This window comes from Nitrobacter sp. (assembly GCF_051535235.1).
Classification (GTDB): domain Bacteria; phylum Pseudomonadota; class Alphaproteobacteria; order Rhizobiales; family Xanthobacteraceae; genus Nitrobacter.
On sequence record NZ_JBPPLZ010000002.1, the window covers coordinates 143,431 to 169,221 of the forward strand.

Sequence of the window (25,791 nt, forward strand, 5' to 3'; positions counted from 1 at the left end):
ATCAATTTGAGCATGGCCGCGATTGCTGCGATCCTGCTTTCTCTCGGCGCGGTTGTCGATGGCCGGTCCGCGCTTGCGGCCTATCTTGTCGCGTGGATCGCGCTGAGCGCCATTCCGATCGGAGCGCTCGGCGTGCTGATGGTCAGTTATCTGGTGCGGCGCGACTGGACTGAATCCCTGCATCCCATCCTGACGGCCGCCACCGCGACCCTACCTTTGGCCGGTGGGCTATTCGTTCCGGTCCTGGTTTTGCTCGGCTGGCTCTATCCGGCGGCATCGGACACCGCCTCTCTGCCGGCGTTCAAAGCCATTTATCTTGCGCCCTGGTTTTTTGTTACGCGGGCGGTTTTCTATTTTGTTGTATTGACGATTTTGGGATGGCGGCTGCGCGCCGCCTGGCCCGATCGGGCTCGCATGAGCCGCGTCGCGTCCATGGGGTTGATCGTCTACGCGTTGCTGGTGTCGCTGGCCGGCGTGGATTGGCTGGAGTCGCTGGAGCCGGATTTTCATTCGTCCATCTATGGATTGCTCTATCTGAGCTTTGCTCTGACTGCCGGCATCGCCTTTGCGATCGGTGCCGGCTTGCTGCTGGCGCGCCGTCTGGTCGGCATCAACGGCTATAGTGGACTGTTGCTGTCGACGATACTGCTTTGGGGATATCTTCACGCGATGCAGTATATCGTGATCTGGTCCGCAAATATTCCGGACGAGGTGGTCTGGTATCTCAAGCGATCAGTTGATGGCTGGCAGTATGTGCTCGTTGTTCTTGCCATCGGTCAGTTTATCTTTCCCTTTTTCGCACTGCTCAGTGCGCGTATTCGCCGGGACCGTCGCTGGCTCGCTGGGCTGTGCGCGCTCACGCTTGCGATGCGCCTCGTCGAAGCCGCTGTGCTGATTTTTCCGGCTATCCCCGCATTGCCGGTCATCCCGGTCATGCTCATGCTGGTGCCGGCGCTGATACTGGTGAGTACGCTTCTGCTTGTCGTTTTTGAAGCAGCGAGGACCAGAGAAGGACGGCTATTCAGCCACGCGACCGGTCCACACGAAACAGCACCGCGATCAGCAGGATGAGGGAAATCGCGGTCACCGCGCCGGCTCCCGCCAGCACGCGCCCGATCGCAACGTTGTAAACACCTCGCGCCGGGTCGAACCCGTAGCACAACAGCCGGATATGATCGGCAAGCGATCCGACGTGGCCCTGCGACGCGCTGACGATTGCCAGCCGCAGGTCGGAGGGCCGAAACGCGAGATCCGAAAGCATGAAGGCAATTCGTCCTTGCGGTGTCAGTACAAAGGCGGCCGCGGGATGCGCGAACTGGTCATTGCCGCGGTCATAAACGGCTTGAAATCCGAATGCATGCAATAAGATTGCGGTGTCCTTCGGAGAAGCCCGCAGGAAATGGGTGTATTCGGCGAGAGGGCCGCCGATCCGCCCATGTTTCATGGTTGCCGCGTCTGCGGCTGTATCTTTGGCGTCGAGCCCGGCAACGAGGTAATTGAAGTCCTGACCCGGCCGAAGTCCGCTTCGATCGAGCGCATCTGCGACCGCGCCAATCGTCGGTCCGCACAATGTCTTGCAGGTATAGTCGGCCAGAACCCAAATCGTTGGCTTTCCATTCAGCCATTGCCGTAGGGTTTTTGTCGTATCCTTTTCGTCGGTGAGTGCCAGATCTGTCGGCAGGCGGGCATTTGGCTCAGGCGCTGCTTGCGCACGCGCTATATCCGCGCGCGACAGCGCCGCTCGCGCCGGGTCCGTTCCGCCGATCGTCAGGCCAAAACAAGCGACCATAATGGCTACGGAGAATCGCAGCGTCTGCCTGCCTGCATAAGCCATTCTGTCCGGTCCGGAACGAAAAGACGCCTCGTGAAACGCGATCGCGACTTCAGGGTTCCAGCGACCGACAGGAAAAGATGGCCTATCCTTGCCGTACCGTGATTGCCTGTATGGGCGACGGCGCCATGCAGATGAATGGCCTCAATGTGATGATCACGATTTCGAAATACCGGAAGCAATGGTCGAATCCGCGCTGATCGTTCTCGTCCTCAACAATCGTCCCCTCACATCACGCTGAAGGAAGCCGTGCTCCCCGGAAAAAATTGAAGACGCCGATCCGGGATCGGAAAGGATCTGTGTGCCGAACGGTCATGCAGGCGGGACGGGCGACTGAGGTTCTCCCGCTGGACATGGTTGCGAGGGAGCATTAGCTTGAGCGGCCAGAGGGTAACTCGAGGCGCACTCGTGAACGCCCAGAGAGCGAGAATAGCGTGGCCCCTCAGTGGCGGTATCAGGTTAGATTCGATGTAACCGATTCTGCTATGGCGGAGTCGATACGAAGAAACGCGCGTGAACCGGGGCTCGCCGGTCTCTTCGATGTCCTCGCAAGACATCGCGCCGTGCCGAAATGTCAGTACGACGCCTTTTCGGAGTATGTCGCTGCAGCAGAAGCGCGCGGCGTCGAGAGCTACCCGCTTTATCATTGGACCAAGACGACGATCGAAAACCCGGCAAAGAAGGAAAAATATTTGAAATCCTTTACGCTCTATGTGGACGACCGGGAAGTCTACGCCAGGGAGATCGCTGACGGTCTGGAGGCGGATCTGCAGCCGCTCGCCGCGAGCGGGCTTATTGCGCGAATCTCGAAGTATGACACGAATCCCTCAAACAATCCTCAGCCGCCACAGCGCGGATTGGCGTGAATCGATCGGCTGCAAACCATCGCGGTGGAGCAGTTTTTTCTGTCGCCTTCAATCCCAGGCGAGCGCGCCGCCGTTCTGATATTCGATGACGCGGGTCTCGAAAAAGTTCTTCTCCTTTTTGAGATCCATTGCCTCGCTCATCCACGGGAACGGATTGTCGGCCTCGGCGAACACCGGCTCAAGCCCGAGTTGCGCGCAGCGCCGGTTAGCAATGAAGTGCATATAGGTCTCGCACAGCGTCGCGTTCAAACCGAGAAATCCGCGCGGCATGGTGTCCTGTCCATAGGCGGCTTCGAGTTCGGCGGCATTCTTCAGCATGGCGCGCACCTCCTCCTGGAATGGTTTGGTCCAGAGATGGGGGTTCTCGATCTTGATCTGGTTGATGACGTCGATGCCGAAGTTCAGGTGAATGGATTCGTCGCGCAGGATGTACTGATACTGCTCGGCAATGCCGACCATCTTGTTGCGGCGGCCGAGGGAGAGAATCTGCACAAAGCCGGTATAGAACCACATGCCCTCGAACACGACGTAGAACGCGACGAGATCGCGCAAAAACGCCTGATCGGCTTCCGGCGTGCCGGTCTTGAAGTCGGGGTCGTCGAGATGCTGCGTGTACCTGAGCGCCCAGGCCGCCTTGTCGGTGATGGAGGGCACCTCGCGATACATGTTGAACAGCTCGCCATCGTCGAGACCGAGGCTTTCGACGATGTACTGGAACGTATGGGTATGCACCGCTTCCTCAAAGGCCTGACGCAGCAGATATTGCCGGCATTCGGGGTTGGTGAGGTGGCGATAGATCGCCAGCACGATGTTGTTGGCGACGAGTGACTCGGAAGCTGCGAAGAAGCCGAGATTGCGCTTGACCATGCGCCGCTCGTCCTCGGTGAGGCCGTCCTTCGACTTCCACAGCGCAATGTCGGCCTGCATCGACACCTCGGTCGGCATCCAATGATTGTTGCAGCCTGAGAGATACTTCTCCCACGCCCAGCGGTATTTCAGCGGCAGAAGCTGGTTGACGTCGGCGCGGGCGTTGATCATCCGCTTGTCGTCGACGCGCACCCGCGCAGCGCCGCGGTCGATTTCGCCGAGGCCGGTCGCATCGGTCAGGGTTTCCCCCGGTTTCGCGCGAGGCGATGGACCGGTCGCCGCCGTGTCGTTCGCGAGCGTTGTCGGTGGGGCAGGTGGCGTCGGCGCGGAAGGAGAGATGTCGGACCAGTCGAGCATGGTGATGTTCCCTGAATTTCCTATTGTTCGTCATGGCGTGGCTTGTTGGCCAACCAGACGGCTTACTGACATGCCTCGCAGGTCGGATCGTCGATGCGGCAGGCTTTCCAGCCTTCGCTCTCGACGGCGTCGGTAGCGTGGCCATTCGATGACGCTGCCGACACCGACGCCGAGACGGCGTTGAGCTTGCCGTCGGTGCCTTTTAGCGTGGATTTCTCAACGTGCGTCGCGGAGCGCGAGCGTAGGTAGTAAGTGGTCTTGAGGCCGCGCTTCCACGCGTGACGGTAGAGCGCATCGAGCTTCTTGCCGCTCGGATTGGCGATGTAGAGGTTGAGCGACTGGGCCTGGTCGATCCACTTCTGCCGGTGCGCGGCTGCGTCGATCAGCCAGGCGGAGTCGATCTCGAAAGCGGTGGCATAGAGCGCCTTGAGATCGTCGGGGATGCGATCGATCTGGCCCACGCTGCCGTCGAAATACTTGAGGTCCGAGATCATCACCTCGTCCCACAACCCGCGCGCCTTGAGATCGCGCACGAGATGGACGTTCACCACGGTGAAGTCGCCGGACATGTTGGATTTGACGTAGAGGTTCTGATAGGCCGGCTCGATTGACTGCGAGACGCCGCAGATGTTGGAGATGGTCGCGGTCGGCGCGATCGCCATGCAGTTCGAGTTGCGCATGCCGATTGTCAAGACGCGCTGGCGCAGCGTGTCCCAATCAAGACGGCTGGAGCGGTCGATGTCGACCGGCGCGCCGCGCGCGTCATCGACGAGCGCAAGGGAATCCAGCGGCAGGATGCCTTTCGACCAGAGCGATCCTTCGTATGAAGGATAACGGCCGCGCTCGGAGGCGAGATCGATCGAACCGGAGACCGCCCAGTACGAAATCGCCTCCATGCTTTCATCGGCGAAGGTTACGGCCTCATCCGAGGCATAGGGCAACCGCAGGACATTGAGCGCGTCCTGAAAGCCCATGATGCCAAGCCCGACCGGGCGATGCCGCAGATTCGACGCGCGCGCTTCCGGGATGGTGTAGAAATTCACGTCCAGCACGTTGTCGAGCATGCGCATCGCGGTCTTCACCGTGCGCGCGAGGTGCTCATGGTCGAGTTCGCCGTCGTGCAGATGGTTGACGAGATTGACCGAGCCGAGATTGCACACCGCGACTTCTGTGTTCGACGTGTTGAGCGTGATCTCGGTGCAGAGGTTCGAGGAATGCACGACGCCGCAATGCTGCTGCGGCGAGCGCAGGTTGCACGGGTCCTTGAACGTGATCCAGGGGTGTCCGGTCTCGAACAGCATGGTCAGCATGCGCCGCCACAGATCGACGGCGCGGACCTGTTTGGTCACCCGCATCTCGCCGCGCGCGGCCTTCTCTTCATAGAGGGCATAGCGTTTGGCGAAGGCCTTGCCGGTGAGGTCGTGCAGGTCCGCGGTCTCATCCGGTGAGAACAGCGTCCAGACGCCGTCCTGCTCGACCCGCTGCATGAAAAGGTCCGGCACCCAGTTCGCCGTATTCATGTCATGGGTGCGGCGACGGTCGTCGCCGGTGTTCTTGCGCAGGTCGAGAAATTCCTCGATGTCGATGTGCCAGGTTTCGAGATAGGCGCACACCGCGCCCTTGCGCTTGCCCCCCTGGTTGACGGCGATCGCGGTGTCGTTCGCGACTTTCAGGAACGGCACCACGCCCTGGCTTTCGCCGTTGGTGCCCTTGATGTGCGCGCCGAGCCCGCGCACGCGCGTCCAGTCGTTGCCGAGTCCGCCGGCATATTTGGAGAGCAACGCGTTGTCCTTGATCGCCTTGAAGATGCCGTCGAGGTCGTCGGCGACAGTCGTGAGGAAGCACGACGAGAGCTGCGGGCGCAGCGTGCCGGCGTTGAACAGCGTCGGCGTCGAGGCCATGAAATCGAACGACGAAAGCAGGTCGTAAAAGGCGATCGCTTTCTCTTCCCGGTCGATCTCGCGGAGCGCCAGCCCGCAGGCGACGCGCATGAAGAAGGCCTGCGGCAGTTCGAAACGCGTGCCGCGAACATGCAGGAAATAGCGATCGTAAAGCGTCTGGAATCCGAGATAATCGAACTGCAGGTCGCGCTCCGGCTTCAGCGCGGCCGCAAGCCGGTCGAGGTCGAAGCGGTCGATCTCCGGATCGAGCAGCTCGTTGGCGATGCCGGTTTGCACATAGGCGCGGAAATAGTCCGCATAGCGCGCCGCCATCTCCGCCTGGGTCGCCTGTTCCGGCTGCCCGGCAATGAAGCTCAACGCCTCGCGGCGCAGCTTGTCGAGCAACAGGCGCGCGCTGGCTTTGGCGTAGTCCGGATCGGTCTCGACCAGCGTGCGTGCCGCGAGGATCGGCGCAAGCGCCAGTTCATCCGCGCTGATGCCGTCATAGAGGTTGCGATGCGCTTCGCTCAGGATGGCCTCGGCAGCGACGCCGTCGAGACCGGCGCAGGCTTCCTCCACCACAGTGGTAAGGCGCCTGATGTCGAGAGGCGTCAACGATCCGTCGGCCGACTTCATCCGCAGCACAGGCGTCGCTGTTGTCGGGCCACCCTTCTTTGTCTTCGCCTCCTGCGCCTTTGCCCGTTCGCGTGCGCGCTCCTCCCGATAGAGCACGTAGGCGCGCGCGACCTTGTGATGTTCGCTTCGCATCAGCGCGAGTTCGGCCTGGTCCTGAATGTCCTCGATGTGGAAGGTGCGGCCCGCATCGGTGCGCCGGGTCAGGCTGGCGACGATCTGGCCGGTCAGTTCAGTGACGACATCGTGGACCCGTCGCGAGGCTGCGGCGCTGCTGCCTTCGACCGCGAGGAACGCTTTTGTCAGCGCGACCGCGATCTTCGCGGAATCGAATGGCGAAACCGATCCGTTACGCCGGATCACCTGATACGCGGGCTCACTGGACGGCGTCGCGGCCGAAGCCGAGAAAGACGGACGCACGGAACGTGCAAAGGATGCAGCTTCAGTTGCGACGGACATCGCTCAAACCCCGATTTGTTGCGAGCGGGGTCGTGCGGAGACGCGCGCAGGAAACGCCGCGGTAGGATGCGGCACCTGACAAGCGACCCGCCGGGACCCCCGCCCAGGGACGTTTTGCTGTCGCGGCAGGTCTCCTGGCTCGCGGGTCCCAGCGTCCGTCCGGTCTTCCCGGAACCTTGCGATCCCAGTGACAATAAATGGACTTCGGCTCGCCGCTTACAGTTGCGGGGGCAGCGCCGGCATTGCTGGGTCATGGCCCAAGCGCACCAGCTTCCCTCTTAGCTCTCGGTGTTGCGACTCGAGAGACCGTGACCACCATATCTAGTATGGTGATCGCCCTAAGTGTCAATACATCGTTTTCGAATCCCGACGCGGAATATTCGCAATCCACAGCGGGACGAAACGGGCTTACCACTCGGCCCGGCTCTTGACGCTCCGGCCGTTCAGACCTTTATCTCCACGGATACGCCGCGCCCTGTGTCTCGCGGCTCAACCGCCGAGCCTGATCGTGAACGACTTCGTCCGACCGAACCTGACGCCCCCGAACGGGCAGAAGAAGGTGCTGCTGCATTCCTGCTGCGCGCCATGTTCCGGCGAGGTGATGGAGGCGATGCTGGCCTCGGGGATCGATTACACGATTTTTTTCTACAATCCGAACATTCATCCGCAAAAAGAATACCTCCTTCGCAAGGACGAAAACGTCCGTTTCGCGGAGAAGCACGGCGTGCCGTTCGTCGATGCCGATTACGACAAGGACACCTGGTTCGCGCGCGCCAAGGGAATGGAGTGGGAGCCGGAACGCGGCGCGCGGTGCACCATGTGTTTCGACATGCGCTTCGAGCGCACCGCGCTCTATGCGTACGAGCACGGTTTCCCGGTGATGACGTCTTGCCTCGGCATCTCCCGGTGGAAGAACATGGCGCAGATCAATGACTGCGGCCATCGCGCGGCCGGACGTTATGAAGGGCTGTCGTATTGGGATTTCAACTGGCGCAAGGGCGGCGGCGCGCAGCGGATGATCGAGATCAGCAAGCGCGAGGAATTCTACCAGCAGGAATATTGCGGCTGCGTCTATTCGCTGCGCGACACCAATCAACACCGCCGGGAGCAGGGCCGCCCGCCGATCGTGATCGGTACGCAATTCTACCAAAATGAGAACGATTCGGATTCGACCTGATCCGCCTTGGCGGGTTGACGGTGCCTGCCCGCTGGCCCATAGGATTGATCGTCGAGGTTCTCCGGGACATTCAAGCCCGGAGCTAAGAGGGAAGCCGGTGCGCTCTGGTCGATGGGCCTTCGTCCATGGATCCGGGCAATGCCGGCGCTGCCCCCGCAACTGTAAGCGGCGAGCCGTGGTCCATCAGTGTCACTGGGAGCAATCCCGGGAAGGCCGGACCGAAGCCGAGACCCGCGAGCCAGGAGACCTGCCCCGGCAACATAGTCGTCCTCGGGCGGGGTGTCCCGGTGGTGCGCTTGCGGTTTTCATGGCGCGCGCCGCCAGGATTCCCATGCCGCGTCGCTAAGGCCCAGCCCCCAACACATGGGGTAAAGCCAATGTCAGTTTCCTCTCTCCCTGTCGCCACGCTCGGTACGCCGCGCATCGGCCCGCGTCGCGAGTTGAAAATCGCGCTCGAAAGCTACTGGTCGGACAAATCCAGCGAATCCGCGCTGCTTGAAGCGGCGGCCGGCTTGCGCGCCGCGAACTGGGCGCGCCAGAAGTCGCTCGGCGTCACTGTGATTCCGTCGAACGATTTCACGCTCTACGACCATGTGCTCGACACCAGCGTCATGGTCGGCGCGATCCCGGACATCTACGGATGGAAAAGCGGGACCGTGCCGCTCGCGACCTATTTCGCGATGGCGCGTGGCGCTCAGGGCGAAGATTGCGATTCAAGCTGCGCGCACGCTGGTGATAGGGGCGGTCACGCTCACGGCGCGCCGGCGCAGGAGATGACCAAGTGGTTCGACACCAATTACCATTACATGGTCCCCGAATTCAGCAAGGGCCAGCGATTCGAACTCTCCTCGCTCAAGGCTGTCGAGGAATATCGCGAAGCCATAGCGCTGGGCTACCAGACACGGCCGGTGCTGCCCGGGCCCGTCACCTATCTGAAACTCGGCAAGAGCAAGGACGCGGATCTCGATCCGCTGTCGCTGCTCTCTGGTTTGCTGCCGGTCTATATCGAGGTGCTGAAACGCCTTGCCGCCGAGGGCGCCGAGTGGGTGCAACTCGACGAGCCCTGTCTCGTGCTCGATCTCGACGATGCGACCCGCAAGGCGTTGCGCGCCACATATGAACAACTCGCGCATGCGCTGCCTAAACTGAAGATCATGCTGACCACCTATTTTGGCGGCATCGGTGATAGTCTCGATACCGCGTTGTCGCTGCCGGTTGCGGGTCTTCATCTCGATCTTGTCCGCGCTCCGGAACAACTCGACATCGTGGCGGCAAAAGCGCCGCGCGATCTGATCCTGTCGCTCGGCGTGATCGACGGCCGCAATATCTGGCGCGCCGATCTCCCCGCATTGCTCGAGCGTCTGGAACCCGTGGTCGCCGAACGTGGAATCGATCACGTGCAGCTCGCGCCGTCCTGCTCGCTTCTGCATGTGCCGATCGACGTAGCGCTGGAAACCGATCTCGATGTTGAGTTGAAGAGCTGGCTTGCCTTCTCGGTGCAGAAGATGGGAGAGCTTGCGACGTTGGGCGAAGCTCTCGCCAAGGGTCGCGCCTCGGTCGGCGATGCTCTGAAAGCATCGGCAGACGCCGCGGCGGCGCGCAAGGCATCACTCAAGGTTCATGACGCGAAAGTCGCGGCGCGAATCGCGGTCGTCACCTCCGGTATGGCCCGGCGCAAGAGCGCCTTTGCCGATCGCGCCAAGTTGCAGCGCGACCGCTTCGGCCTTCCGTCGTTCCCAACGACAACCATCGGCTCGTTCCCGCAGACCGCCGAGGTCCGCAAGGCGCGTTCGGCGCATGCCAAGGGCGCATTGAACGATGCCGACTATGAGACGTTTTTGCGGGGGGAGACGGCGCGAACCATCAAATGGCAGGAAGACATCGGCCTCGACGTGCTCGTGCACGGCGAGTTCGAGCGCAACGACATGGTGCAGTATTTCGGCGAGCAGCTTTCCGGATTCGCTTTCACCAGGCATGGCTGGGTGCAGAGCTACGGCTCGCGCTGCGTCCGTCCGCCGATCCTGTTCGGCGACGTGTCCCGGCCCAAGCCGATGACCGTCGGCTGGTGGACATACGCGCAATCCCTGACGACAAGGCCGATGAAGGGCATGCTCACCGGTCCCGTCACCATTCTCAACTGGTCCTTCGTGCGCGACGACGTGCCGCGCAGCCTTGCCTGCCGGCAGATCGCGCTCGCGATCCGCGACGAGGTCGCCGACCTGGAGATGGCCGGCGCGTCGATGATCCAGATCGACGAGGCGGCGCTGCGCGAGGGGCTGCCGCTGTGCCGGTCCGAATGGAAGACGTATCTCGACTGGGCTGTCGAATGTTTCCGTTTGTGCGCGAGCGGCGTCGCTGATGCGACGCAGATCCATACTCACATGTGTTATTCGGAATTCAACGACATCATCGACGCGATCGCGGCGATGGATGCCGACGTCATCTCGATCGAGACGTCGCGCTCCAAGATGGAGCTGCTCGATGCCTTCAGAAACTACAAATATCCGAACGAAATAGGTCCCGGCGTCTACGACATTCACTCTCCGCGCGTGCCGGCGGTCGATGAGATGACGAGCCTGCTCAGGCTTGCGCGCCAGCGCCTTTCCGATACCCAGCTCTGGATCAATCCGGATTGCGGGCTGAAGACCCGCAAGTGGGAGGAAGTCAAGCCGGCGCTCGTCAACATGGTCGAGGCGGCAAGACGGATGCGTTAGAGGCGTTCACGGTTTGATGGAATCGGAATGTCGGCCTTCTTCACCTCTCCCCGCCGGGGAGAGGTCGACCGCCGGAGCCGGTCGGGTGAGGGGCCGCTGCCAATTGACGTGGATGGCTGGACCATAGACGAGAGGAGGCAACGTCGTTCTTCGAACGGCTATGCCGAACTATGTCGCGTGACGACAGCGCGACAGATATCGGGCTGACGTGCCGGACGGCGTCGTGCTTCAATGCTCCGCGCGCATGGCGTTGCGCAGTTTGGCGACATCCGCGGCGGTCACGGCGGGCGCGTTGTTGGACCAGCTCTTGCGCACGAACGTCGCGAGCGCAGCCACTTCGTCGTCTTTCAGCCGCCAGCCGAAACCGGGCATGGCCAGACGCGCCGGACGCTGCTCCGTGGAGGGCATGGCGTCACCGTTCAGGATCACCGAAATGAGGCCGCCCGGTTCGGCCGACGTCACCAGCGAGTTGGCGTCGAGGCGCGGAAAGACGCTTTTCGCGCCATGGCCGTTGGTGAAGTGACAGGCGTTGCAGTTGTCGAGATAGAGCCGTGCGCCCAGATCGAGCTGCGGTGAGGCGCTGGCGAGAAGCTCGGCGGTCGGTTCGGGCGACGAGCGCGGCGGGCTGACGCCGGCCGCGGGGCGATCCTGCTTGATGGCCTTGAGATACGACACGATCGCCTCGATATCGCTTTTGGAGAGATATTGCAGCGAGTGCTCCACCGCCAGCGCCATTTCGCCCGATACGCCGTCTGTTGCGTTGCGCCCGCCCGTCAGTAGCGCGGCGAGCTGATCGTCGTTCCAACTTTGCGCTGCGCTGTCGCGCGCGCGCAGGTCGGGCGCTGGCCATCCGTTGAGAGTGGCTCCGGTCAGGAACTCGGCCGAGCGGGAGTCATAAGCTTTCTCCGCAAAGGTCAACTTGTTGCGCGGCGTGTGACACGAACCGCAATGCGTCAGCGCCTCGACGAGATAGGCGCCGCGATCAAGCCTGGCGTCGCCCATATGCGGCTTGAAGCCTACCGGCGGCAGCGACACCAGGTTCCAGAGTCGCAGGCCCCATCGCTGATTGAAGGGGAACGGAAGCCTGGTCGCGGGAGGCGTCGATTCGACCGGAGCGACGTCGTTCATCATGTAAGCGTAGAGCGCGCGAACGTCCTCTTCCGTCATCTTGCGATAGCTTGGATAAGGCATCGCCGGATAAAGATGCGCTCCATCGTTTCTGATGCCGTCATAGAGGACGGCGCGGAAGTCATCGAACGTGTAGCGGCCGATGCCGGTTTTCTTGTCGGGCGTGATATTGGTCGAATAGATTTTTCCAAGCGGAGAATCGATCGCCCGTCCGCCCGCGAAGAGCTTGCCGCCCGGCGCGGTGTGGCAGGCCATGCAGTCGGCGGCGATCGCGACCTGTTCGCCGGCTCCCTTCGGCGTCTCATAATTGGCGGGCAGATCGGTCAGCGCCGCGGTGCGATGCGCCGGAATAAAGATGGCGCCGAGCACAACGGCGATTCCGATCAGGATCAGCAGGCCGATGAGGCGAAGAAGCATTCTCATATCGCGCTCCTCGGATCACATCAGGGGACGGGGGTTTTTCAGATAATCGTCGCGGATGGCGCGCGCGGACCAGTAAGCCAGCGCGCCGACCGTGCCGGTCGGGTTGTACTGGAGGTTCTGCGGGAATGCGCCCGCGCCCATCACGAAGACATTATGCACGTCCCAGCTTTGCAGATAGCGGTTGATCGCGCTCTTGGCCGGATCAACACCCATGATCGCACCGCCGACATTGTGGGTGGTCTGGTAGGGACGTACATCGTAATGCGACTGGTCGTTTTTGTACCCTGACACAAAACTTGCCGGATTCATCGATTTCGCGATGGGCTCGATCCTGGAACGCATGAACTGCGTCATGCGGATGTCGTTCGGCTTCCAGTCGAATGTCATGCGCAACATCGGCTGGCCGTATTTGTTGCGGTAAGTCGGGTCGAGGTCGAGGTAACAGTCGCGGTAGGACATGTTCGAGCCGTGCGAGCTGATGCTCATCGAGCGGCCGTACCATGTCTTGATCGCTTCCTTCCAACCCGCGCCCCAGGCCGGCGTGCCGCCGGGCACCGACATCGAACGGATCGGTTGACCGTTGAACTGTCCGCTGGAGATGTAGCTGCCGCCGATGAAACCTTCCTTGGCGAAATCGATCTGGCCGATGGAAAAATCATCGATCACCATCGCGCTCGATCCGGCGCCGACGAACGGGTTGAAATGATGATCCTTGAAGAAAAGGCCGGTGCCGCCGGTCATCTGGTAGGCGTAGTTCTTTCCGATCACGCCTTCGCCAGTTTCCGGCGAGTAGGGTTGGCCGATGCCGGACAGCAGCATCAGATGCACGTTGTGAAACTGATAGGCGGCAAGGATCACAAGATCGGCGGGCTGAAAGATTTCGTCGCCCTTTTCGTCGATATAGGTGACACCCGTCGCGGTCTTCTTGTCGGCGGAAAGCTCCACGCGCAGCACGTCTGAGCGTGTACGATAGCGGAAGTTCGGCTTGCGTTTCAGCGCGCCGAGAATGCAGGTTTGCGGCGAGGATTTCGAATAGTTGATGCAGCCGAAGCGCTCGCAGAAGCCGCAGAAATTACATGGCCCGAGCTGCATGCCGTATTCATTGGTGTAGGAATCGGACAGGTTCGCCGACGGCATCGGGAAAGGGTGATAGCCCATCGCCTTGGCCGCATCGTGGAACATCTTTCCGTTCAACAGTGTCGGCAGCGGCGGCAGCGGATAGCCGCGCTTGCGCGGCCCTTCGAACGGATTGCCGCCATCCTGCGTCTGTCCTCCGAGATTGCCAGCCTTGCCGGAGATGCCGCAGACATATTCGAAGCGATCGAAATAGGGCTCGAGTTCCTCATAGGTGACGCCCCAGTCCTCGATCGTCATGCCCTCCGGAATGACCTTCTCGCCGAAGGTTTCCACGACATAGGATCGCAGCCGAAGCTCTTCCGGCATCGCCCGCCAGGTGTGACCGTTCCAGTGCACGCCAGCGCCGCCGACGCCGATGCCGGGCAGAAAGCTTCCGAGCGAGCGATACGGCAGCGCCGTTTCCTGCAATGACCGGCGGATGCTCAGCGTGGAATCCGCCGGTCGTTGCATGAGACCGAGCCGCACGCCGTACTTCAACTCGTCGATCATTTTCGGATAGGCGAAATCCGGTACGGTGTCGCGGTCCTCGCCACGCTCCAGCGCAAGGACTTCGAGTCCGGCCTCGGCGAGCTCCATGCCCAGGATTGCGCCAGTCCAACCCAGCCCGACGATGACGGCGTCGGTCTTCTTCTCCTGTCTTGCCATGATCGGTCAGCCCCTGTCGCCAGCGATGGAAACCGGACCGAGCGGGTAGGCGACATCCGTGGTGTTCGCCCATTCGAGGAAAGAACCTCGCGCGCCGGGAAAGCCGACATGCTTCCAGCCCGCCATTTTGTAGTTTCCGCCGTACATCGGGTCCGCGAAAAAACCTTCCCTGGTGTTTTGCAGGAGGAGGGAGAAGAAGTCTCGCAGCTCAGGTTTGAGCTGGTGTTTTCCGGAGTGCAGTTGATCGAGCACGTCGTCCTGCGCAGGGGGGTCGAGTTCGACGAAAATTTTGCCTTTTTCGGTCTTGCACCATGCATCGACCGCCGCGATTCCCTCGCGGTAGATCTGTGCCGGCGTCAGGGGCGACTGGAAACCGAGCCGTTGATCGGCGCTCGGGTCGTGCGGTCCGATCATGTACCAGTCCGCCGCGTTGCCGAAATCGCCAGCCATCTGCCTGTCGATGAAGACGGGGACCTGGGCCTCGATTGCGCCGGGACCGTCGCCTTCCGATGGAATCAATCGCGCGCAAGCGGCGCGGATGAAGGCCCATTCGTCGGCGGTGAAATAAACGGGAGTATAGCCGTCCAGCAATACTGCGGGGGTTTGCGCCTCAGAGACGCTGAGCGTGGATACCAGTGCCGCTCCGCCCAGCGTAGCCTTCAAAACGAATCGGCGGTCGGGAAACCCAGCTTGCGGCTTAAGTTCGTACCAGGTTGTTGGCGGCTTCGCGGACATGCAGAACCTCCCCATGGTCTTCGCAAGAGCGAAGTCTAGACCGATTTTAAATTTCTGGAAGGCACAAAGTTCCATCCCATGGAACATAAATTTGCGATGGTCTTTACGCTTTTACCGCTTTCGAAAAAGGCATGCGTAATGCGACTTCGAGCGAAGGTCGCATGCAACGTGCTGAACTCTTCTAGCGGTTATAGCGTTCGACTTACCGGTCCGCGCGCTCAATGACGGCCATTAGCTCGGCGAGCTTGCGGCGCTGATCGGCCTTGTTGCCGCTCGTGATCGCGTGCTCGACGCAATGCGCCACATGATCCTTGAGCACTTCCTCCTCGACGCGCCGGAGCGCGGCGCGCACGGCCGAAATCTGCGTCACGATGTCGATGCAATAGCGGTCTTCATCGACCATTCGCGACAGACCCCGCACCTGGCCTTCGATCCGGCTCAATCGTTTGCGGCAGGACGTCTTGAGATTATCGCGCATGCGCAGTATATACCCCTATAGGGTATTTGATGCAAGAGCCGAACGGGGAGAGTCCGGATGAACACAGCGGAACAGGCGGAGTCGAAGAAAGGCTGCGGCTGCGCGGATGAGACGCCGGCTGCACCGTCCGCCGGCGCATTGTCCGAATCGAGTTGCTGCGGCGGCGACGCCACGGCAGCCCGCAGCCATGGCGTCCATGCACATCGTCACGAGCAACACCATGATCACACCGCTGGCGCGAATGATGGAAAAGTCCTCGATCCCGTCTGCGGCATGAGCGTCGACCCGCAGACCAGCAAGCATCGCTTCGATCACCACGGCACGACTTATCATTTCTGTTCCGCCGGCTGTCGGACCAGATTCGCCGCGTCCCCGCAGTCGTATCTCGACACGTCCAAGGCACCACCGCCCCCCGCGAACCTGCCGAAAGACGCCATCTACACCTGTCCGATGCATCCGGACGTCCGTCAGGTCGGCCCCGGCGCCTGTCCGATCTGCGGCATGGCGCTGGAGCCGGAACTGGTGTCGCTGGATGACGCGCCTAATCCCGAACTTGCGGACATGTCGCGACGATTCTGGATCGGATTGATTCTCGCGCTGCCTGTGATCGTGCTCGACATGGGGGGACACATTGCGGGAGCGCATGGTTGGATCGAGCCGAGGCTGTCGAACTGGATTCAGTTCGCTTTTGCGACGCCGGTGGTTATCTGGGCCGGCTGGCCGTTCTTCGTGCGCGGCTGGCAGTCGCTGCTGACGCGCAACCTCAACATGTTCACGCTGGTCGCGATGGGTACTGGCGTTGCCTATCTCTACAGCATTGCAGCCACCTTTGGGCCGGGACTATTCCCGCCGGCCTTTCGCAGGCACGACGGCGCGGTCGCCGTCTATTTCGAGGCGGCGGCTGTCATCACGATCCTGGTGCTGCTCGGCCAGGTGCTCGAATTGCGCGCGCGCGAGGCGACATCGGGTGCGATCAAGGCGCTGCTCGATCTCGCGCCGAAGACCGCGCGCCGCGTCGATGGGTCAGGCGCGGACCACGACGTGGCGCTTGACGACATTGTCGTCGGCGACCGCCTCCGCGTGCGTCCCGGCGAGAAGGTGCCGGTGGATGGCGTCATCGCGGACGGCCGCTCGTCGCTTGATGAGTCCATGGTGACCGGAGAGTCGATGCCGGTCAGCAAGGAAGCGGGCGCCAAAGTGATCGCCGGCACCATCAACCGCTCGGGAAGTTTCGTGATGCGGGCCGAGAAGATCGGACGCGACACGCTGCTGTCCCGGATCGTGCAGATGGTCGCGCAGGCGCAGCGGTCGCGCGCGCCGATCCAGCGTCTGGCCGATCAGGTGGCCGGGTGGTTCGTGCCGGCCGTCATCGCTGCGGCCGTGGCGGCGTTCACGGTCTGGGCTTTGGTCGGACCCGAGCCGCGTCTCGCCTTCGGTCTGGTTGCCGGAGTGAGCGTGCTGATTATCGCGTGCCCCTGCGCGCTCGGCCTCGCGACGCCGATGTCGATCATGGTCGGCGTCGGGCGCGGCGCGCAGGCCGGCGTCCTGATCAGGAACGCCGAGGCGCTGGAGCGCATGGAGAAGGTCGATACGCTGGTGGTCGACAAGACCGGCACATTGACGGAAGGAAAACCCAGGCTCGTCGCCATCGAGGCCGCGGAAGGTTTTCACAAGGACGATCTGTTGCGGCTCGCCGCGAGCGTCGAACGATCCAGCGAACATCCTCTCGCGGACGCCATTATGGCCGCGGCGAAGCAACGCAATCTTGCGCTGAATGACGTGCAGGAGTTCGATGCGCCGGCCGGAAAGGGCGTGAGCGGAAAGGTCGACGGCAGGACGGTCCTGATCGGATCGGCCGCGTTTCTCGAATCCGCGCAGGTTGTCGTTGCCGGAATGACGCCCCGCGCCGAGCGGCTGCGCGCCGCTGGAGCCACCGTCATCAACGTCGCTGTCGACGGCAAGCTGGCCGGTCTGTTCGCGATCGCCGATCCGGTGAAGCCGTCGACGCCGGCTGCCCTGAAAGCGCTGGCTGACGACGGCATCAAGGTCGTCATGCTGACCGGCGACAACCGCACCACCGCCGACGCGGTAGCAAAACAGCTCGGCATCGCCGAAGTCGAGGCGGATGTTTTGCCGGAGCAGAAGAGTGCCGTCGTCACCCGGCTTCAGAAGGAGGGCCATGTCGTGGCGATGGTCGGAGACGGCACAAACGACGCCCCCGCGCTCGCCTCTGCCGATGTCGGCATCGCCATGGGCACCGGGACCGATATCGCCATGGAGAGCGCCGGCGTGACGCTGCTCAAGGGTGATCTTGGCGGCATCGTTCGCGCCCGTCTTCTCTCCGAGGCGACCATGCGCAACATCCGGCAAAACCTGATCTTCGCCTTCGTCTACAACGCCGCCGGCATCCCGATCGCGGCCGGCGTTCTTTATCCGGTCTTCGGCCTGTTGCTGTCCCCGATCGTGGCGGCGGCGGCGATGGCGCTGTCGTCGGTGAGCGTCGTCGGCAACGCGCTCCGGCTGCGTACGGCAAAACTTTGAAGGCAGGACTTTGAGGGCGAGGCTTTAAGGGCGAACCTTTGAAGGCTTTGAAGGCGGTGCCGGTTCGACCCCCGTTTTTCAGCGGTGGGAACGCGTCCACATCTCTCCGCCACACAACGCGCCGACGCAGCCTTCCACGCGTAGCGCGCCGGCCCCGGCGACGGAAATGCTGCTGGCGTAGCTGTTGCCGTCGTCGGCGTTGTAGATCGTGCCCGACCATTTGTTCGGGCCGCTCGGCGACATGCCCTGGAACAGCGGTAGCCCGATCATCGGTCGTTTGGCCAGCGACGGATTGCGATTCTTGTCGTCGACGGCCGGCCGTCCAGTCGCGGGATCGATGGGGCTGCGCAGCCAGACCACCACGCCGCAAATTCCGCCGCGGCATTTGCTGACACGGACCTTGGCGTCACCGGCCTGCGTAAGCCAGATGCCGGTGGGGTCGGGCGCTGTCTGCGCATCGGCGACGGACAAGGCGGCGGCAAGGATTGCAATCGCGAAACCGGATCGCATGAGCATGACAACCTCCAGAGCAACCCGGTGTGAATAACAAAAAAAAGGAGTCGTGCAACGTCATATGGAAGGTGAAGTCATGTTAGCGACAGGATGTCTCACGATCGATGGCCGGGCCCATAAGCGAGCCGGAAGCGATGCCGTTCTTCGAACGGTCATAGGCGCGAACGATGCCGTTCTTCGAAAGTTTATGTCCGGCCCATGACGGATCGGTGATTCATCAAATGCAAACCGCCCCGAGGGTCGCCGGCCTGATTGCGAACGCCGGCATCGGAGGAAGCCGCGCGTCTCATGAATACTCAGCGTTGACCGCCCTTATGTTATGGTATGTAACGGCTATCGTAGTATCTACGGCGATGGAACCCTCAACAGGGGGTCTCGTCAGATCCTCTAGTTCCCATCAATTCTCCCACCAATTCGGACAATATCCCCATGACCTTCACGCTTCCGAACCTGCCATATTCCTACGACGCGCTTGCGCCCCATATGTCCAAAGAAACCTTGGAATATCATCACGATAAGCACCATCAGGCCTACGTGACCAACGGCAACAACGCGATCAAGGGGACCGAATTCGAAGGCAAATCGCTCGAAGACATCGTCAAGAATTCGTACGGCAAGAGCGCGTTTGTGGGCGTCTTCAACAACGCCGGTCAGCACTACAACCACCTGCATTTCTGGCAGTGGATGAAGCCGAACGGCGGCGGCGACAAGCTGCCGGGCCGCCTGGAGAAGAGGATCGCCGAGGATCTGGGCGGTCTGGAGAAATTCAAGGCCGCTTTCGCCGCGGCCGGCGCCGGGCAGTTCGGGTCGGGCTGGGCCTGGCTGCAGGTGAAGAACGGCAAGCTCGAGGTCACCAAGACGCCGAACGGCGAAAATCCGCTGATTCACGGCGCGACCCCGATCCTCGGCTGCGATGTCTGGGAGCATTCCTATTACATCGACTACCGCAATCGCCGTCCCGATTACTTGAAGGCGTTCCTGGATCATCTGGTGAACTGGGAATATGTCGACGAGCTTTTGGGCAAGGCCTCCTGACGACCTCCCTGTAATTGTGAGAATTCAAAAGGCGGCACGATGGTGCCGCCTTTTTTCATCAAACGCCTGATGGAGCGGCCGCCTTGCCGCGTCGAAGCATTTTCGGCAAGACACGATGCGCGAGACAAGGACGGCCGATTAGCGGGCGCGAGGCTTTTCAACGACAGGGACAAACGATGAACTATCTTCTGGTTTTTGTCGGGGGCGGCCTCGGCGCGACCTTTCGGCATGGGATCAATATTTTGTGCGCGCGGATTTTCGGGACGCATTTTCCGTTCGGCACATTTTTCATCAATGTTTCAGGCTCGGTCGTGATGGGCCTGATCGCCGGCTATCTCGCGTTCAAAGGAAACGCCGCGCAGCCGTGGCGGCTGTTCGTGATGACCGGGGTTCTCGGCGGCTACACCACGTTCTCGACATTCTCGCTCGATTCCGCGCTGTTGTACGAACGGGGCGAGATCGGCCTTGCGGCCCTCTATGTGGTTGGCTCGGTTGTGCTGGCCATCGGAGGGCTGTTTGCCGGTCTCGCGCTGGTTCGCCACCTGGCGTGAAACCGGGACCGCCGGGATGCGTCTAGCGTCCCGGCCCATCTTGTCCGGAAGCCGTTGTCCGCTGGACACCTGTGATGTTATAATATAACGATTACATCAGGATATTGGCGGTTTGACTCCTTGTCCCTTCCGGGATCGGAAAGCGTATCAAGTGCTCCATTCTCACGATCGCGATCATGGTCATGCTCACGAGCATGGGCACACCCACGGTCCGTCCACGCCGCATCCGGCCCAGACGGTACCGTGGTCCATCCTGCGGATGGCGCTGATGACGCGGCTCGGCGCCGCGCTTGCGGTCAGCGCCGGGCTTTGGGCCGTCGTGCTGCTGGCGATGAGGTGAGATGGCGGCGCAACTGCAGTTCCGTGACGTCACTCTCGGCTATGACCGGCATCCGGCCGTTCATCACCTGAGCGGGGAAGTCGCGTCCGGTGCGCTGCTCGCGGTCGTCGGCCCGAACGGCGCGGGCAAGTCGACGCTGTTTCGCGGCATCGTCGGCATCCTGAAGCCGCTGGCCGGCTCGATCTTGCGCGGCAAGCGCGACCTCCGCGACATCGCCTATCTGCCGCAGAGCGCAGAGATCGACCGCAGCTTTCCGATTTCGGTGTTCGATTTCACCGGCTCAGGGCTGTGGCGCGCCACCGGCGCGTTCGGCGCATTGGGCCGCTCCCAGCGCGGGAAGATCGTGGAGGCGTTGGCGGCGGTCGGTCTTAACGGGTTCGAAAACCGTCCCATCGGAACGCTGTCGGGCGGACAGATGCAGCGGATGCTGTTCGCGCGTGTGCTGTTGCAGGATGCGGCCGTGATCGTACTGGACGAACCCTTCAACGCGATCGATGCCAAGACGTCGGCCGACCTGCTCGCTCTGGTGCGGCGCTGGCATGAAGAAAAGCGCACGGTGCTCGCGGCGTTGCACGACATGGATCTGGTGCGCGCTAATTTTCCGCAGACGCTGCTGCTCGCGCGCGGCGAGGTGGCGTGGGGCCCGACGGCGCAGGTGCTGACATCGGACAATCTCGCGCGCGCCCGGCAGATGTGCGAAGCCTTCGACGACGGCGCAGCCGCTTGCGCGGCGCACCTGCCGCCCCGCGCGGCCTGAGGCATTCATGGCCTACGACTGGCTGGTCGCTCCCTTCGCCGATTTCGAGTTCATGCGCCGCGCGCTGGCGGCGTCGATTGCGCTCGCGCTCGGCGCCGCGCCGATCGGCGTATTCCTGATGCTGCGGCGGATGAGTCTCGTCGGCGACGCGATGGCGCACGCGATCCTGCCGGGCGCGGCCATCGGCTTCCTGCTGTCGGGCCTCAATCTGTTCGCGATGACGGCCGGCGGCTTGATCGCGGGGTTCGCGGTGGCGATTCTGGCCGGCGTGGTGTCGCGCGTCACCGAATTGAAAGAGGATGCTTCGCTCGCGACCTTCTATCTCGCCTCGCTTGCGCTCGGCGTCACCATCGTTTCGGTCAAGGGCACCAATATCGATCTGCTGCATGTGCTGTTCGGCAATATCCTTGCGATGGATAATCAGACGCTGATCGTGATCGCGATCAACGCCACCGTGACGCTTGTGGTTCTCGCCGTGATCTATCGCCCGCTGGTGCTCGAATGCGTCGATCCGCTGTTTCTGCGTACCGTGAGCCGCGCGGGCGCGCCGGCGCATCTGGCGTTTCTCGCGCTTGTCGTCGTCAATCTGGTCAACGGCTTCCACGCGCTGGGCACGCTGCTGGCAGTCGGGCTGATGGTGCTCCCGGCTGCTATTGCGCGGTTCTGGGCGCGTGACATCACGGGGATGATGATGGTCGCCGTCGTCAGCGCGATGCTGTCGGGGTACGCGGGACTGGTGCTGTCGTTCCACAGCAAGGTGCCGTCGGGGCCTGCGGTCATTCTGGTCGCCACGGCGCTTTATGTGATGTCGGTGCTGTTCGGCAGCGTCGGCGGGATGCTTCGGCAGCTTTTCCCCGCGCCCCATCTCGAAGCGTGATGATGGCGCAGTCTTGCCGTCTCGTGTTCTTGGTGATCTCGATCGTGCTGGCGGCGCTGGCTCCCGTCCGTGCCCAAAGTCATGACGGCGCCGGCGGCGATCACCGCATCGAGGTCGTCGCGAGCTTCTCGATCCTCGGTGATTTCGCCCAAGAAGTCGCAGGCGCGCGGGCCGACGTCACGACGCTGGTCGGGCCTAACGGCGACGTGCATATGTTCACCCCGACGCCGGCGGATGTCAGGAAAGTCGCGGGCGCGAAACTGGTAATCGTCAACGGCCTCGGTCTCGAAGGCTGGCTGCCGCGATTGGTGCAAGCCTCCGGCGGCCATGCGGCGGTCGTGGTTGCGTCCCGTGGCGTTGCCCTGCGTGGGGCCGACGCAGGCGAAATGCACAGCACCCAGCATGACGAGGGACCGGCCGATCCTCACGCATGGCAATCGGTCGCCAATGCCAGAATCTATGTCGCCAATATTCGCGATGGTCTGATCGCGGCGGACCCGGCGGGCGAGCCGGTCTATCGGACCAATGCGGCCGCCTATCTGTCCAAACTCGATGCGCTGGATCGGGAAGTTCGTGAAGCGGTGGCCCGGATTCCGCCCGAGCGGCGCAAGGTGATCTCGACTCATAATGCGTTCGGTTATTTCGAAGCGGCCTATGGCATAGCTTTCATCGCCCCGCAGGGCGTCTCGACCGACAGCGAGCCGAGCGCGCACGACATCGCCATGACCGTCACCCAGATCAGAAATGCCAAGATCCCGGCGATCTTTCTGGAAAACCTCAGTGATGAGCGGCTGATCCGCCGGATTGCGGCCGAATCCGGGGCGCGGGTCGGAGGGACCTTGTATTCCGACAGTTTGAGCGACGAAAAGGGCGATGCCCCCACTTACATTGCCATGGTCAGGCATAATATAAAGGCACTGACGAGCGCGCTGGCGGACTAGTCTGGCGGCGCCTTCTTATGCCCTTTCCGCCAGGGAAGGGTGGCCAGAGCGGTCGCTTGAAGGTCGGTGCGCTATTGACCCCAGCCTCTCCCGCAAGGGAGAGGAGCAGCCATGAGTTGAATTGATGTCCGATGTAAACGCTTCTGCCTCGACGAAAATCCCCGTGACCGTGCTCACCGGCTATCTCGGCGCAGGCAAGACCACGCTGTTGAACCGCATCCTGTCCGAAAATCACGGCAAGAAATACGCCGTGATCGTCAACGAGTTCGGGGAGGTCGGCATCGACAACGACCTGATCATCGGCGCGGACGAGGAAGTGTTCGAAATGAACAACGGCTGCGTCTGCTGCACGGTGCGCGGCGACCTCGTGCGCATTCTCGAAGGCCTGATGAAGCGCAAGGGCAAGTTCGACGCCATCATCGTGGAGACCACCGGCTTGGCCGATCCGGCGCCGGTGGCGCAGACTTTCTTCGTCGACCAGGACGTGCAGAACAATGCGCGGCTCGACGCCGTCGTGACGGTGGCCGACGCCAAGTGGCTGAGCGAGCGGCTGAAGGATGCGCCCGAGGCCAAGAGCCAGATCGCCTTCGCCGACGTCATCGTGCTCAACAAGACCGATCTGGTGTCGAAATCCGAACTGGCCGAGGTCGAAGGGCGGATACGCGGCATCAATCCTTACGCCAAGCTGCATCACACCGAGCGCTGTCAGGTGGCGCTGTCGGATGTTCTGGAACGCGGCGCGTTCGATCTCGACCGTATCCTCGAACTCGAGCCGGATTTCCTCGCCAAGGACGATCACGATCATCACCATGATCACGATCATCATCATGACCACCACGATCATGACCACCATCACGACCACGACCATCATCATGATCATGATCACGACCATGGTCTGAAGCACTACCATGACGAAGAGATGCAATCGATGGCGCTGCGTTCCGACAAGCCGCTCGATCAGGAAAAGTTCATGCCGTGGCTGCAGGAACTGCTGGCGGCGGAGGGACAGAAGATCCTGCGCTCGAAAGGCATTCTGGCTTTCGCCGACGATGACGACCGCTATGTTTTCCAGGGCGTTCACATGATGCTGGAGGGAAGCCGCCAGCGCGAATGGAAGCCCGGCGAAAAACGCGAAAGTCGTGTCGTCTTCATTGGCCGCGAATTGCCGGAAGCGCTGATCCGCGAAGGCTTCCAGAACTGCATCGCCGCGTGATGACCGTCTCCAGCGCTCCGCAGCAGAATTCCATCACCACGATCGGCGAACGCGTGCGTCCCGTCGCCATCGGTACGCCGGTTGCCGCCGTGTATTTCATCGGCGACCGCGCCGCCTTCGTCGGAGACGAGGAGACGATCACGCTGGTTTCCGGCGACGGCGAGAAGGTCGCGGCGACCGTTCATGGCGGCGCGATATTGTCGTCGGTTTCGGACGGCAAACGGATCATCACCGGCGGCGATGACGGCAAGGTTGTCGCGCTCGACATGAAGGGCGAGAGTTCGGTCCTTGTGAACGACGCAAAACGCCGCTGGGTCGACAATGTTGCGGTTCATCCGGACGGCGCGATCGCGTGGTCCGTCGGCAAGACCGCGTTCGTGCGCGGGGCCAAGGGCGAAGACAAGTCGATCGAAGCGCCATCGAGCGTCGGCGGACTCGCCTTCGCACCGAAAGGCTTGCGGCTCGCGCTCGCGCATTACAACGGCGTGACCTTGTGGTTTCCCAACATGACGGCGCAGCCGGAAAAGCTTGAATGGGCCGGCTCGCACCTCGGCGTGATGTTCAGCCCCGACAGCAGGTTCATCGTCACCGCCATGCACGAGCCGGCGTTGCACGGCTGGCGGCTGGCGGACGCGCAGCACATGCAGATGACCGGCTACCCGAGCCGCGTCAAATCGCTGTCATGGAGCCCGGGTGGGAAGGCACTGGCCACATCCGGAGCCGACCGGGTGGTGGTGTGGCCGTTCGCCAGCAAGGACGGCCCAATGGACAAGGAGCCGCTGATGCTGGCGCAATTGCAGGCGCGCGTCACCGCCGTCGCCTTCCACCCCACGCAGGACTTCCTTGCCGCCGGCTACGAGAACGGCGTTATCCTGATGGTTAAGATTGCCAATGGCGCCAAGGTCGCCGTTCGCCGCGACGGCGACGCACCTGTCGCAGCGCTGGCATGGAACGCGAAGGGGTCGATGCTGGCTTTCGCCCTGCAGAATGGCGATGCGGGACTGGTTGATCTCTAGCGTTGCCAGTTATCGCGTCGTAGGGCCTGCCTCTGCAGCGTTTCGAGCGAAGACATGTCTTCGGGAGAGTTCCGAAAATGGATAATTGTTCGCGTCAAAAAAGCGTCGAACAAAATCATGAAGCTTCGTTTCTGATCCATCAGAAGCGAAAGACGCAAGCCGGCTCATTGGTTCGTCCACCGTGGCTCGCGGGCGGTTGGTTCCAGAAGGAACCTGACCGGTGCCGAACCGTTAGTCCTGCGAAAGGATTTGCGGTGAGTCGATGTCCGTCAGCGAACGCAGCACCAAAAGGAGGAAACGCAACGCGAGAAAAGATTTCGCGATTGCGGTCGCGATCGTCGCGGGCGGCATGGCAATGCCCGGCGTCTTCCTGATGCAGCTCGCGCAGGGACAGACGCGGACGGAGATCGCCCAACAGCAGACTCCGCCGCAAATTTCCCCCGTCGTGCCCGCAGGCAAGCAGAACGGACCTGCGGAAGCCGAACCCGGCGGCACGCGTCCCACCACGCCCGCGCCCGAGCCCGCCCAGCCAGATGCCGACGCGCGAAAAGCGGGCGCTCAGCCGGCGCTTCCACCAGCGCCGGCGGAGAAGACCGCGCCGCCGATCAGGGAAAAGTAGGCAGCGCCGTTCTCAGTCGTTCCCGCCGAACTTGAAAATAAAAAGCGCTTCGGTATCC

23 protein-coding genes and 2 riboswitches are annotated in these 25,791 nt (G+C 62.1%); of the genes, 15 read left to right on the forward strand and 8 right to left on the reverse strand.

Annotated features, from left to right (window positions below; genetic code table 11):
- The first annotated feature begins 6 nt into the window (after positions 1-6).
- A complete protein-coding gene (locus tag ACS3WA_RS03160) occupies positions 7-1,071 on the forward strand; it encodes a hypothetical protein (RefSeq protein ID WP_438277114.1) in 1,065 nt (354 codons plus the stop codon).
- Here the strand turns inward: ACS3WA_RS03160 and ACS3WA_RS03165 are convergent.
- Positions 1,022-1,834: a hypothetical protein gene (locus ACS3WA_RS03165; protein WP_438277115.1), complete on the reverse strand. Its 813-nt coding sequence runs from the start codon at positions 1,832-1,834 to the stop codon at positions 1,022-1,024. The two genes, ACS3WA_RS03160 and ACS3WA_RS03165, sit on opposite strands and share 50 nt — an antisense overlap.
- Before the next feature lie 110 nt (positions 1,835-1,944).
- On the opposite strand from ACS3WA_RS03165, the gene ACS3WA_RS03170 reads away from it, so the two are divergent.
- Positions 1,945-2,031 (forward strand): hypothetical protein, encoded by an 87-nt coding sequence (locus ACS3WA_RS03170; protein WP_438277388.1) that lies wholly within the window; start codon positions 1,945-1,947, stop codon positions 2,029-2,031.
- Positions 2,032-2,265: 234 nt separating this feature from the next.
- Positions 2,266-2,697: a hypothetical protein gene (locus ACS3WA_RS03175; RefSeq protein ID WP_438277116.1), complete on the forward strand. Its 432-nt coding sequence runs from the start codon at positions 2,266-2,268 to the stop codon at positions 2,695-2,697.
- Positions 2,698-2,745: 48 nt separating this feature from the next.
- Here ACS3WA_RS03175 and ACS3WA_RS03180 read toward each other — a convergent pair whose 3' ends face one another.
- Together ACS3WA_RS03180 and ACS3WA_RS03185 are read right to left on the reverse strand one after the other, a co-directional pair.
- Positions 2,746-3,921 carry a ribonucleotide-diphosphate reductase subunit beta gene (locus ACS3WA_RS03180; protein WP_438277117.1) on the reverse strand — a complete coding sequence of 392 codons (1,176 nt, stop codon included), beginning with the start codon at positions 3,919-3,921 and terminating at the stop codon, positions 2,746-2,748.
- A 62-nt stretch (positions 3,922-3,983) separates the two neighbouring features.
- Entirely contained in the window at positions 3,984-6,893 is a 2,910-nt protein-coding gene (locus ACS3WA_RS03185) for a ribonucleoside-diphosphate reductase subunit alpha (protein WP_438277118.1), read from the reverse strand.
- Between the two features lie 107 nt (positions 6,894-7,000).
- A riboswitch (cobalamin riboswitch) is annotated at positions 7,001-7,219 on the reverse strand.
- A gap of 182 nt (positions 7,220-7,401) precedes the next feature.
- On the opposite strand from ACS3WA_RS03185, the gene ACS3WA_RS03190 reads away from it, so the two are divergent.
- The gene (locus tag ACS3WA_RS03190; protein ID WP_438277119.1) at positions 7,402-8,070 is read left to right on the forward strand and encodes an epoxyqueuosine reductase QueH; all 669 of its coding nucleotides are present in this window, start codon (positions 7,402-7,404) and stop codon (positions 8,068-8,070) included.
- Between the two features lie 37 nt (positions 8,071-8,107).
- Positions 8,108-8,339: riboswitch (cobalamin riboswitch) on the forward strand.
- Positions 8,340-8,447: 108 nt separating this feature from the next.
- On the forward strand, positions 8,448-10,784 hold the full coding sequence (gene metE, locus ACS3WA_RS03195) for a 5-methyltetrahydropteroyltriglutamate--homocysteine S-methyltransferase (protein WP_438277120.1): 2,337 nt from the start codon (positions 8,448-8,450) through the stop codon (positions 10,782-10,784).
- Positions 10,785-11,012: 228 nt separating this feature from the next.
- Here metE and ACS3WA_RS03200 read toward each other — a convergent pair whose 3' ends face one another.
- The 4 genes from ACS3WA_RS03200 to ACS3WA_RS03215 all read right to left on the reverse strand — a co-directional run bounded on the left by ACS3WA_RS03200 (position 11,013) and on the right by ACS3WA_RS03215 (position 15,330).
- The gene (locus ACS3WA_RS03200; RefSeq protein ID WP_438277121.1) at positions 11,013-12,335 is read right to left on the reverse strand and encodes a cytochrome c; all 1,323 of its coding nucleotides are present in this window, start codon (positions 12,333-12,335) and stop codon (positions 11,013-11,015) included.
- A 15-nt stretch (positions 12,336-12,350) separates the two neighbouring features.
- Entirely contained in the window at positions 12,351-14,117 is a 1,767-nt protein-coding gene (locus ACS3WA_RS03205) for a GMC family oxidoreductase (protein WP_438277122.1), read from the reverse strand.
- A gap of 6 nt (positions 14,118-14,123) precedes the next feature.
- Entirely contained in the window at positions 14,124-14,852 is a 729-nt protein-coding gene (locus ACS3WA_RS03210; protein WP_438277123.1) for a gluconate 2-dehydrogenase subunit 3 family protein, read from the reverse strand.
- A gap of 202 nt (positions 14,853-15,054) precedes the next feature.
- On the reverse strand, positions 15,055-15,330 hold the full coding sequence (locus ACS3WA_RS03215) for a metal-sensitive transcriptional regulator (protein ID WP_438277124.1): 276 nt from the start codon (positions 15,328-15,330) through the stop codon (positions 15,055-15,057).
- Between the two features lie 57 nt (positions 15,331-15,387).
- Between ACS3WA_RS03215 and ACS3WA_RS03220 the strand changes: the two genes are divergently transcribed.
- On the forward strand, positions 15,388-17,871 hold the full coding sequence (locus tag ACS3WA_RS03220) for a heavy metal translocating P-type ATPase (RefSeq protein WP_438277125.1): 2,484 nt from the start codon (positions 15,388-15,390) through the stop codon (positions 17,869-17,871).
- Between the two features lie 78 nt (positions 17,872-17,949).
- Here the strand turns inward: ACS3WA_RS03220 and ACS3WA_RS03225 are convergent, their stop codons facing one another.
- Positions 17,950-18,387, reverse strand: coding sequence for a DUF2147 domain-containing protein (locus ACS3WA_RS03225; protein ID WP_438277126.1), 438 nt, complete (start codon positions 18,385-18,387; stop codon positions 17,950-17,952).
- Positions 18,388-18,813: 426 nt separating this feature from the next.
- Here ACS3WA_RS03225 and ACS3WA_RS03230 point away from each other — a divergent pair, with 426 nt between their 5' ends.
- The 9 genes from ACS3WA_RS03230 to ACS3WA_RS03270 all read left to right on the forward strand — a co-directional run bounded on the left by ACS3WA_RS03230 (position 18,814) and on the right by ACS3WA_RS03270 (position 25,733).
- Positions 18,814-19,419 carry a superoxide dismutase gene (locus ACS3WA_RS03230; protein ID WP_438277127.1) on the forward strand — a complete coding sequence of 202 codons (606 nt, stop codon included), beginning with the start codon at positions 18,814-18,816 and terminating at the stop codon, positions 19,417-19,419.
- Positions 19,420-19,595: 176 nt separating this feature from the next.
- Positions 19,596-19,970 carry a fluoride efflux transporter CrcB gene (gene crcB / locus ACS3WA_RS03235; protein ID WP_438277128.1) on the forward strand — a complete coding sequence of 125 codons (375 nt, stop codon included), beginning with the start codon at positions 19,596-19,598 and terminating at the stop codon, positions 19,968-19,970.
- A 151-nt stretch (positions 19,971-20,121) separates the two neighbouring features.
- Positions 20,122-20,310, forward strand: a complete 189-nt coding sequence (locus ACS3WA_RS03240; protein ID WP_438277129.1) for a hypothetical protein — start codon at positions 20,122-20,124, stop codon at positions 20,308-20,310.
- Position 20,311: 1 nt separating this feature from the next.
- Entirely contained in the window at positions 20,312-21,067 is a 756-nt protein-coding gene (locus ACS3WA_RS03245; protein ID WP_438277130.1) for a metal ABC transporter ATP-binding protein, read from the forward strand.
- A 7-nt stretch (positions 21,068-21,074) separates the two neighbouring features.
- Positions 21,075-21,944: a metal ABC transporter permease gene (locus ACS3WA_RS03250; protein ID WP_438277131.1), complete on the forward strand. Its 870-nt coding sequence runs from the start codon at positions 21,075-21,077 to the stop codon at positions 21,942-21,944.
- A 2-nt stretch (positions 21,945-21,946) separates the two neighbouring features.
- Positions 21,947-22,885, forward strand: a complete 939-nt coding sequence (locus ACS3WA_RS03255; RefSeq protein ID WP_438277132.1) for a metal ABC transporter substrate-binding protein — start codon at positions 21,947-21,949, stop codon at positions 22,883-22,885.
- 124 nt (positions 22,886-23,009) lie between these two features.
- Positions 23,010-24,098, forward strand: coding sequence for a CobW family GTP-binding protein (locus ACS3WA_RS03260; RefSeq protein ID WP_438277133.1), 1,089 nt, complete (start codon positions 23,010-23,012; stop codon positions 24,096-24,098).
- Positions 24,098-25,114 (forward strand): WD40 repeat domain-containing protein, encoded by a 1,017-nt coding sequence (locus ACS3WA_RS03265; RefSeq protein ID WP_438277134.1) that lies wholly within the window; start codon positions 24,098-24,100, stop codon positions 25,112-25,114. The genes ACS3WA_RS03260 and ACS3WA_RS03265 overlap by 1 nt, the downstream gene beginning before the upstream one ends.
- A 262-nt stretch (positions 25,115-25,376) precedes the next feature.
- Positions 25,377-25,733: a hypothetical protein gene (locus ACS3WA_RS03270; RefSeq protein ID WP_438277135.1), complete on the forward strand. Its 357-nt coding sequence runs from the start codon at positions 25,377-25,379 to the stop codon at positions 25,731-25,733.
- Positions 25,734-25,791: the final 58 nt, after the last annotated feature.

Excerpts from the sequence above, each read along its gene's own strand:
- ACS3WA_RS03165 (WP_438277115.1), bottom strand. The coding sequence starts at position 1,834 with ATGGCTTATGCAGGCAGGCAGACGCTGCGATTCTCCGTAGCCATTATG.
- ACS3WA_RS03170 (WP_438277388.1), top strand. The coding sequence starts at position 1,945 with ATGGGCGACGGCGCCATGCAGATGAATGGCCTCAATGTGATGATCACG.
- ACS3WA_RS03180 (WP_438277117.1), bottom strand. The coding sequence starts at position 3,921 with ATGCTCGACTGGTCCGACATCTCTCCTTCCGCGCCGACGCCACCTGCC.
- ACS3WA_RS03185 (WP_438277118.1), bottom strand. The coding sequence starts at position 6,893 with ATGTCCGTCGCAACTGAAGCTGCATCCTTTGCACGTTCCGTGCGTCCG.
- metE (WP_438277120.1), top strand. The coding sequence starts at position 8,448 with ATGTCAGTTTCCTCTCTCCCTGTCGCCACGCTCGGTACGCCGCGCATC.
- ACS3WA_RS03200 (WP_438277121.1), bottom strand. The coding sequence starts at position 12,335 with ATGAGAATGCTTCTTCGCCTCATCGGCCTGCTGATCCTGATCGGAATC.
- ACS3WA_RS03205 (WP_438277122.1), bottom strand. The coding sequence starts at position 14,117 with ATGGCAAGACAGGAGAAGAAGACCGACGCCGTCATCGTCGGGCTGGGT.
- ACS3WA_RS03210 (WP_438277123.1), bottom strand. The coding sequence starts at position 14,852 with ATGTCCGCGAAGCCGCCAACAACCTGGTACGAACTTAAGCCGCAAGCT.
- ACS3WA_RS03215 (WP_438277124.1), bottom strand. The coding sequence starts at position 15,330 with ATGCGCGATAATCTCAAGACGTCCTGCCGCAAACGATTGAGCCGGATC.
- ACS3WA_RS03220 (WP_438277125.1), top strand. The coding sequence starts at position 15,388 with ATGAACACAGCGGAACAGGCGGAGTCGAAGAAAGGCTGCGGCTGCGCG.
- ACS3WA_RS03225 (WP_438277126.1), bottom strand. The coding sequence starts at position 18,387 with ATGCTCATGCGATCCGGTTTCGCGATTGCAATCCTTGCCGCCGCCTTG.
- ACS3WA_RS03230 (WP_438277127.1), top strand. The coding sequence starts at position 18,814 with ATGACCTTCACGCTTCCGAACCTGCCATATTCCTACGACGCGCTTGCG.
- crcB (WP_438277128.1), top strand. The coding sequence starts at position 19,596 with ATGAACTATCTTCTGGTTTTTGTCGGGGGCGGCCTCGGCGCGACCTTT.
- ACS3WA_RS03245 (WP_438277130.1), top strand. The coding sequence starts at position 20,312 with ATGGCGGCGCAACTGCAGTTCCGTGACGTCACTCTCGGCTATGACCGG.
- ACS3WA_RS03250 (WP_438277131.1), top strand. The coding sequence starts at position 21,075 with ATGGCCTACGACTGGCTGGTCGCTCCCTTCGCCGATTTCGAGTTCATG.
- ACS3WA_RS03255 (WP_438277132.1), top strand. The coding sequence starts at position 21,947 with ATGGCGCAGTCTTGCCGTCTCGTGTTCTTGGTGATCTCGATCGTGCTG.
- ACS3WA_RS03260 (WP_438277133.1), top strand. The coding sequence starts at position 23,010 with ATGTCCGATGTAAACGCTTCTGCCTCGACGAAAATCCCCGTGACCGTG.
- ACS3WA_RS03265 (WP_438277134.1), top strand. The coding sequence starts at position 24,098 with ATGACCGTCTCCAGCGCTCCGCAGCAGAATTCCATCACCACGATCGGC.
- ACS3WA_RS03270 (WP_438277135.1), top strand. The coding sequence starts at position 25,377 with ATGTCCGTCAGCGAACGCAGCACCAAAAGGAGGAAACGCAACGCGAGA.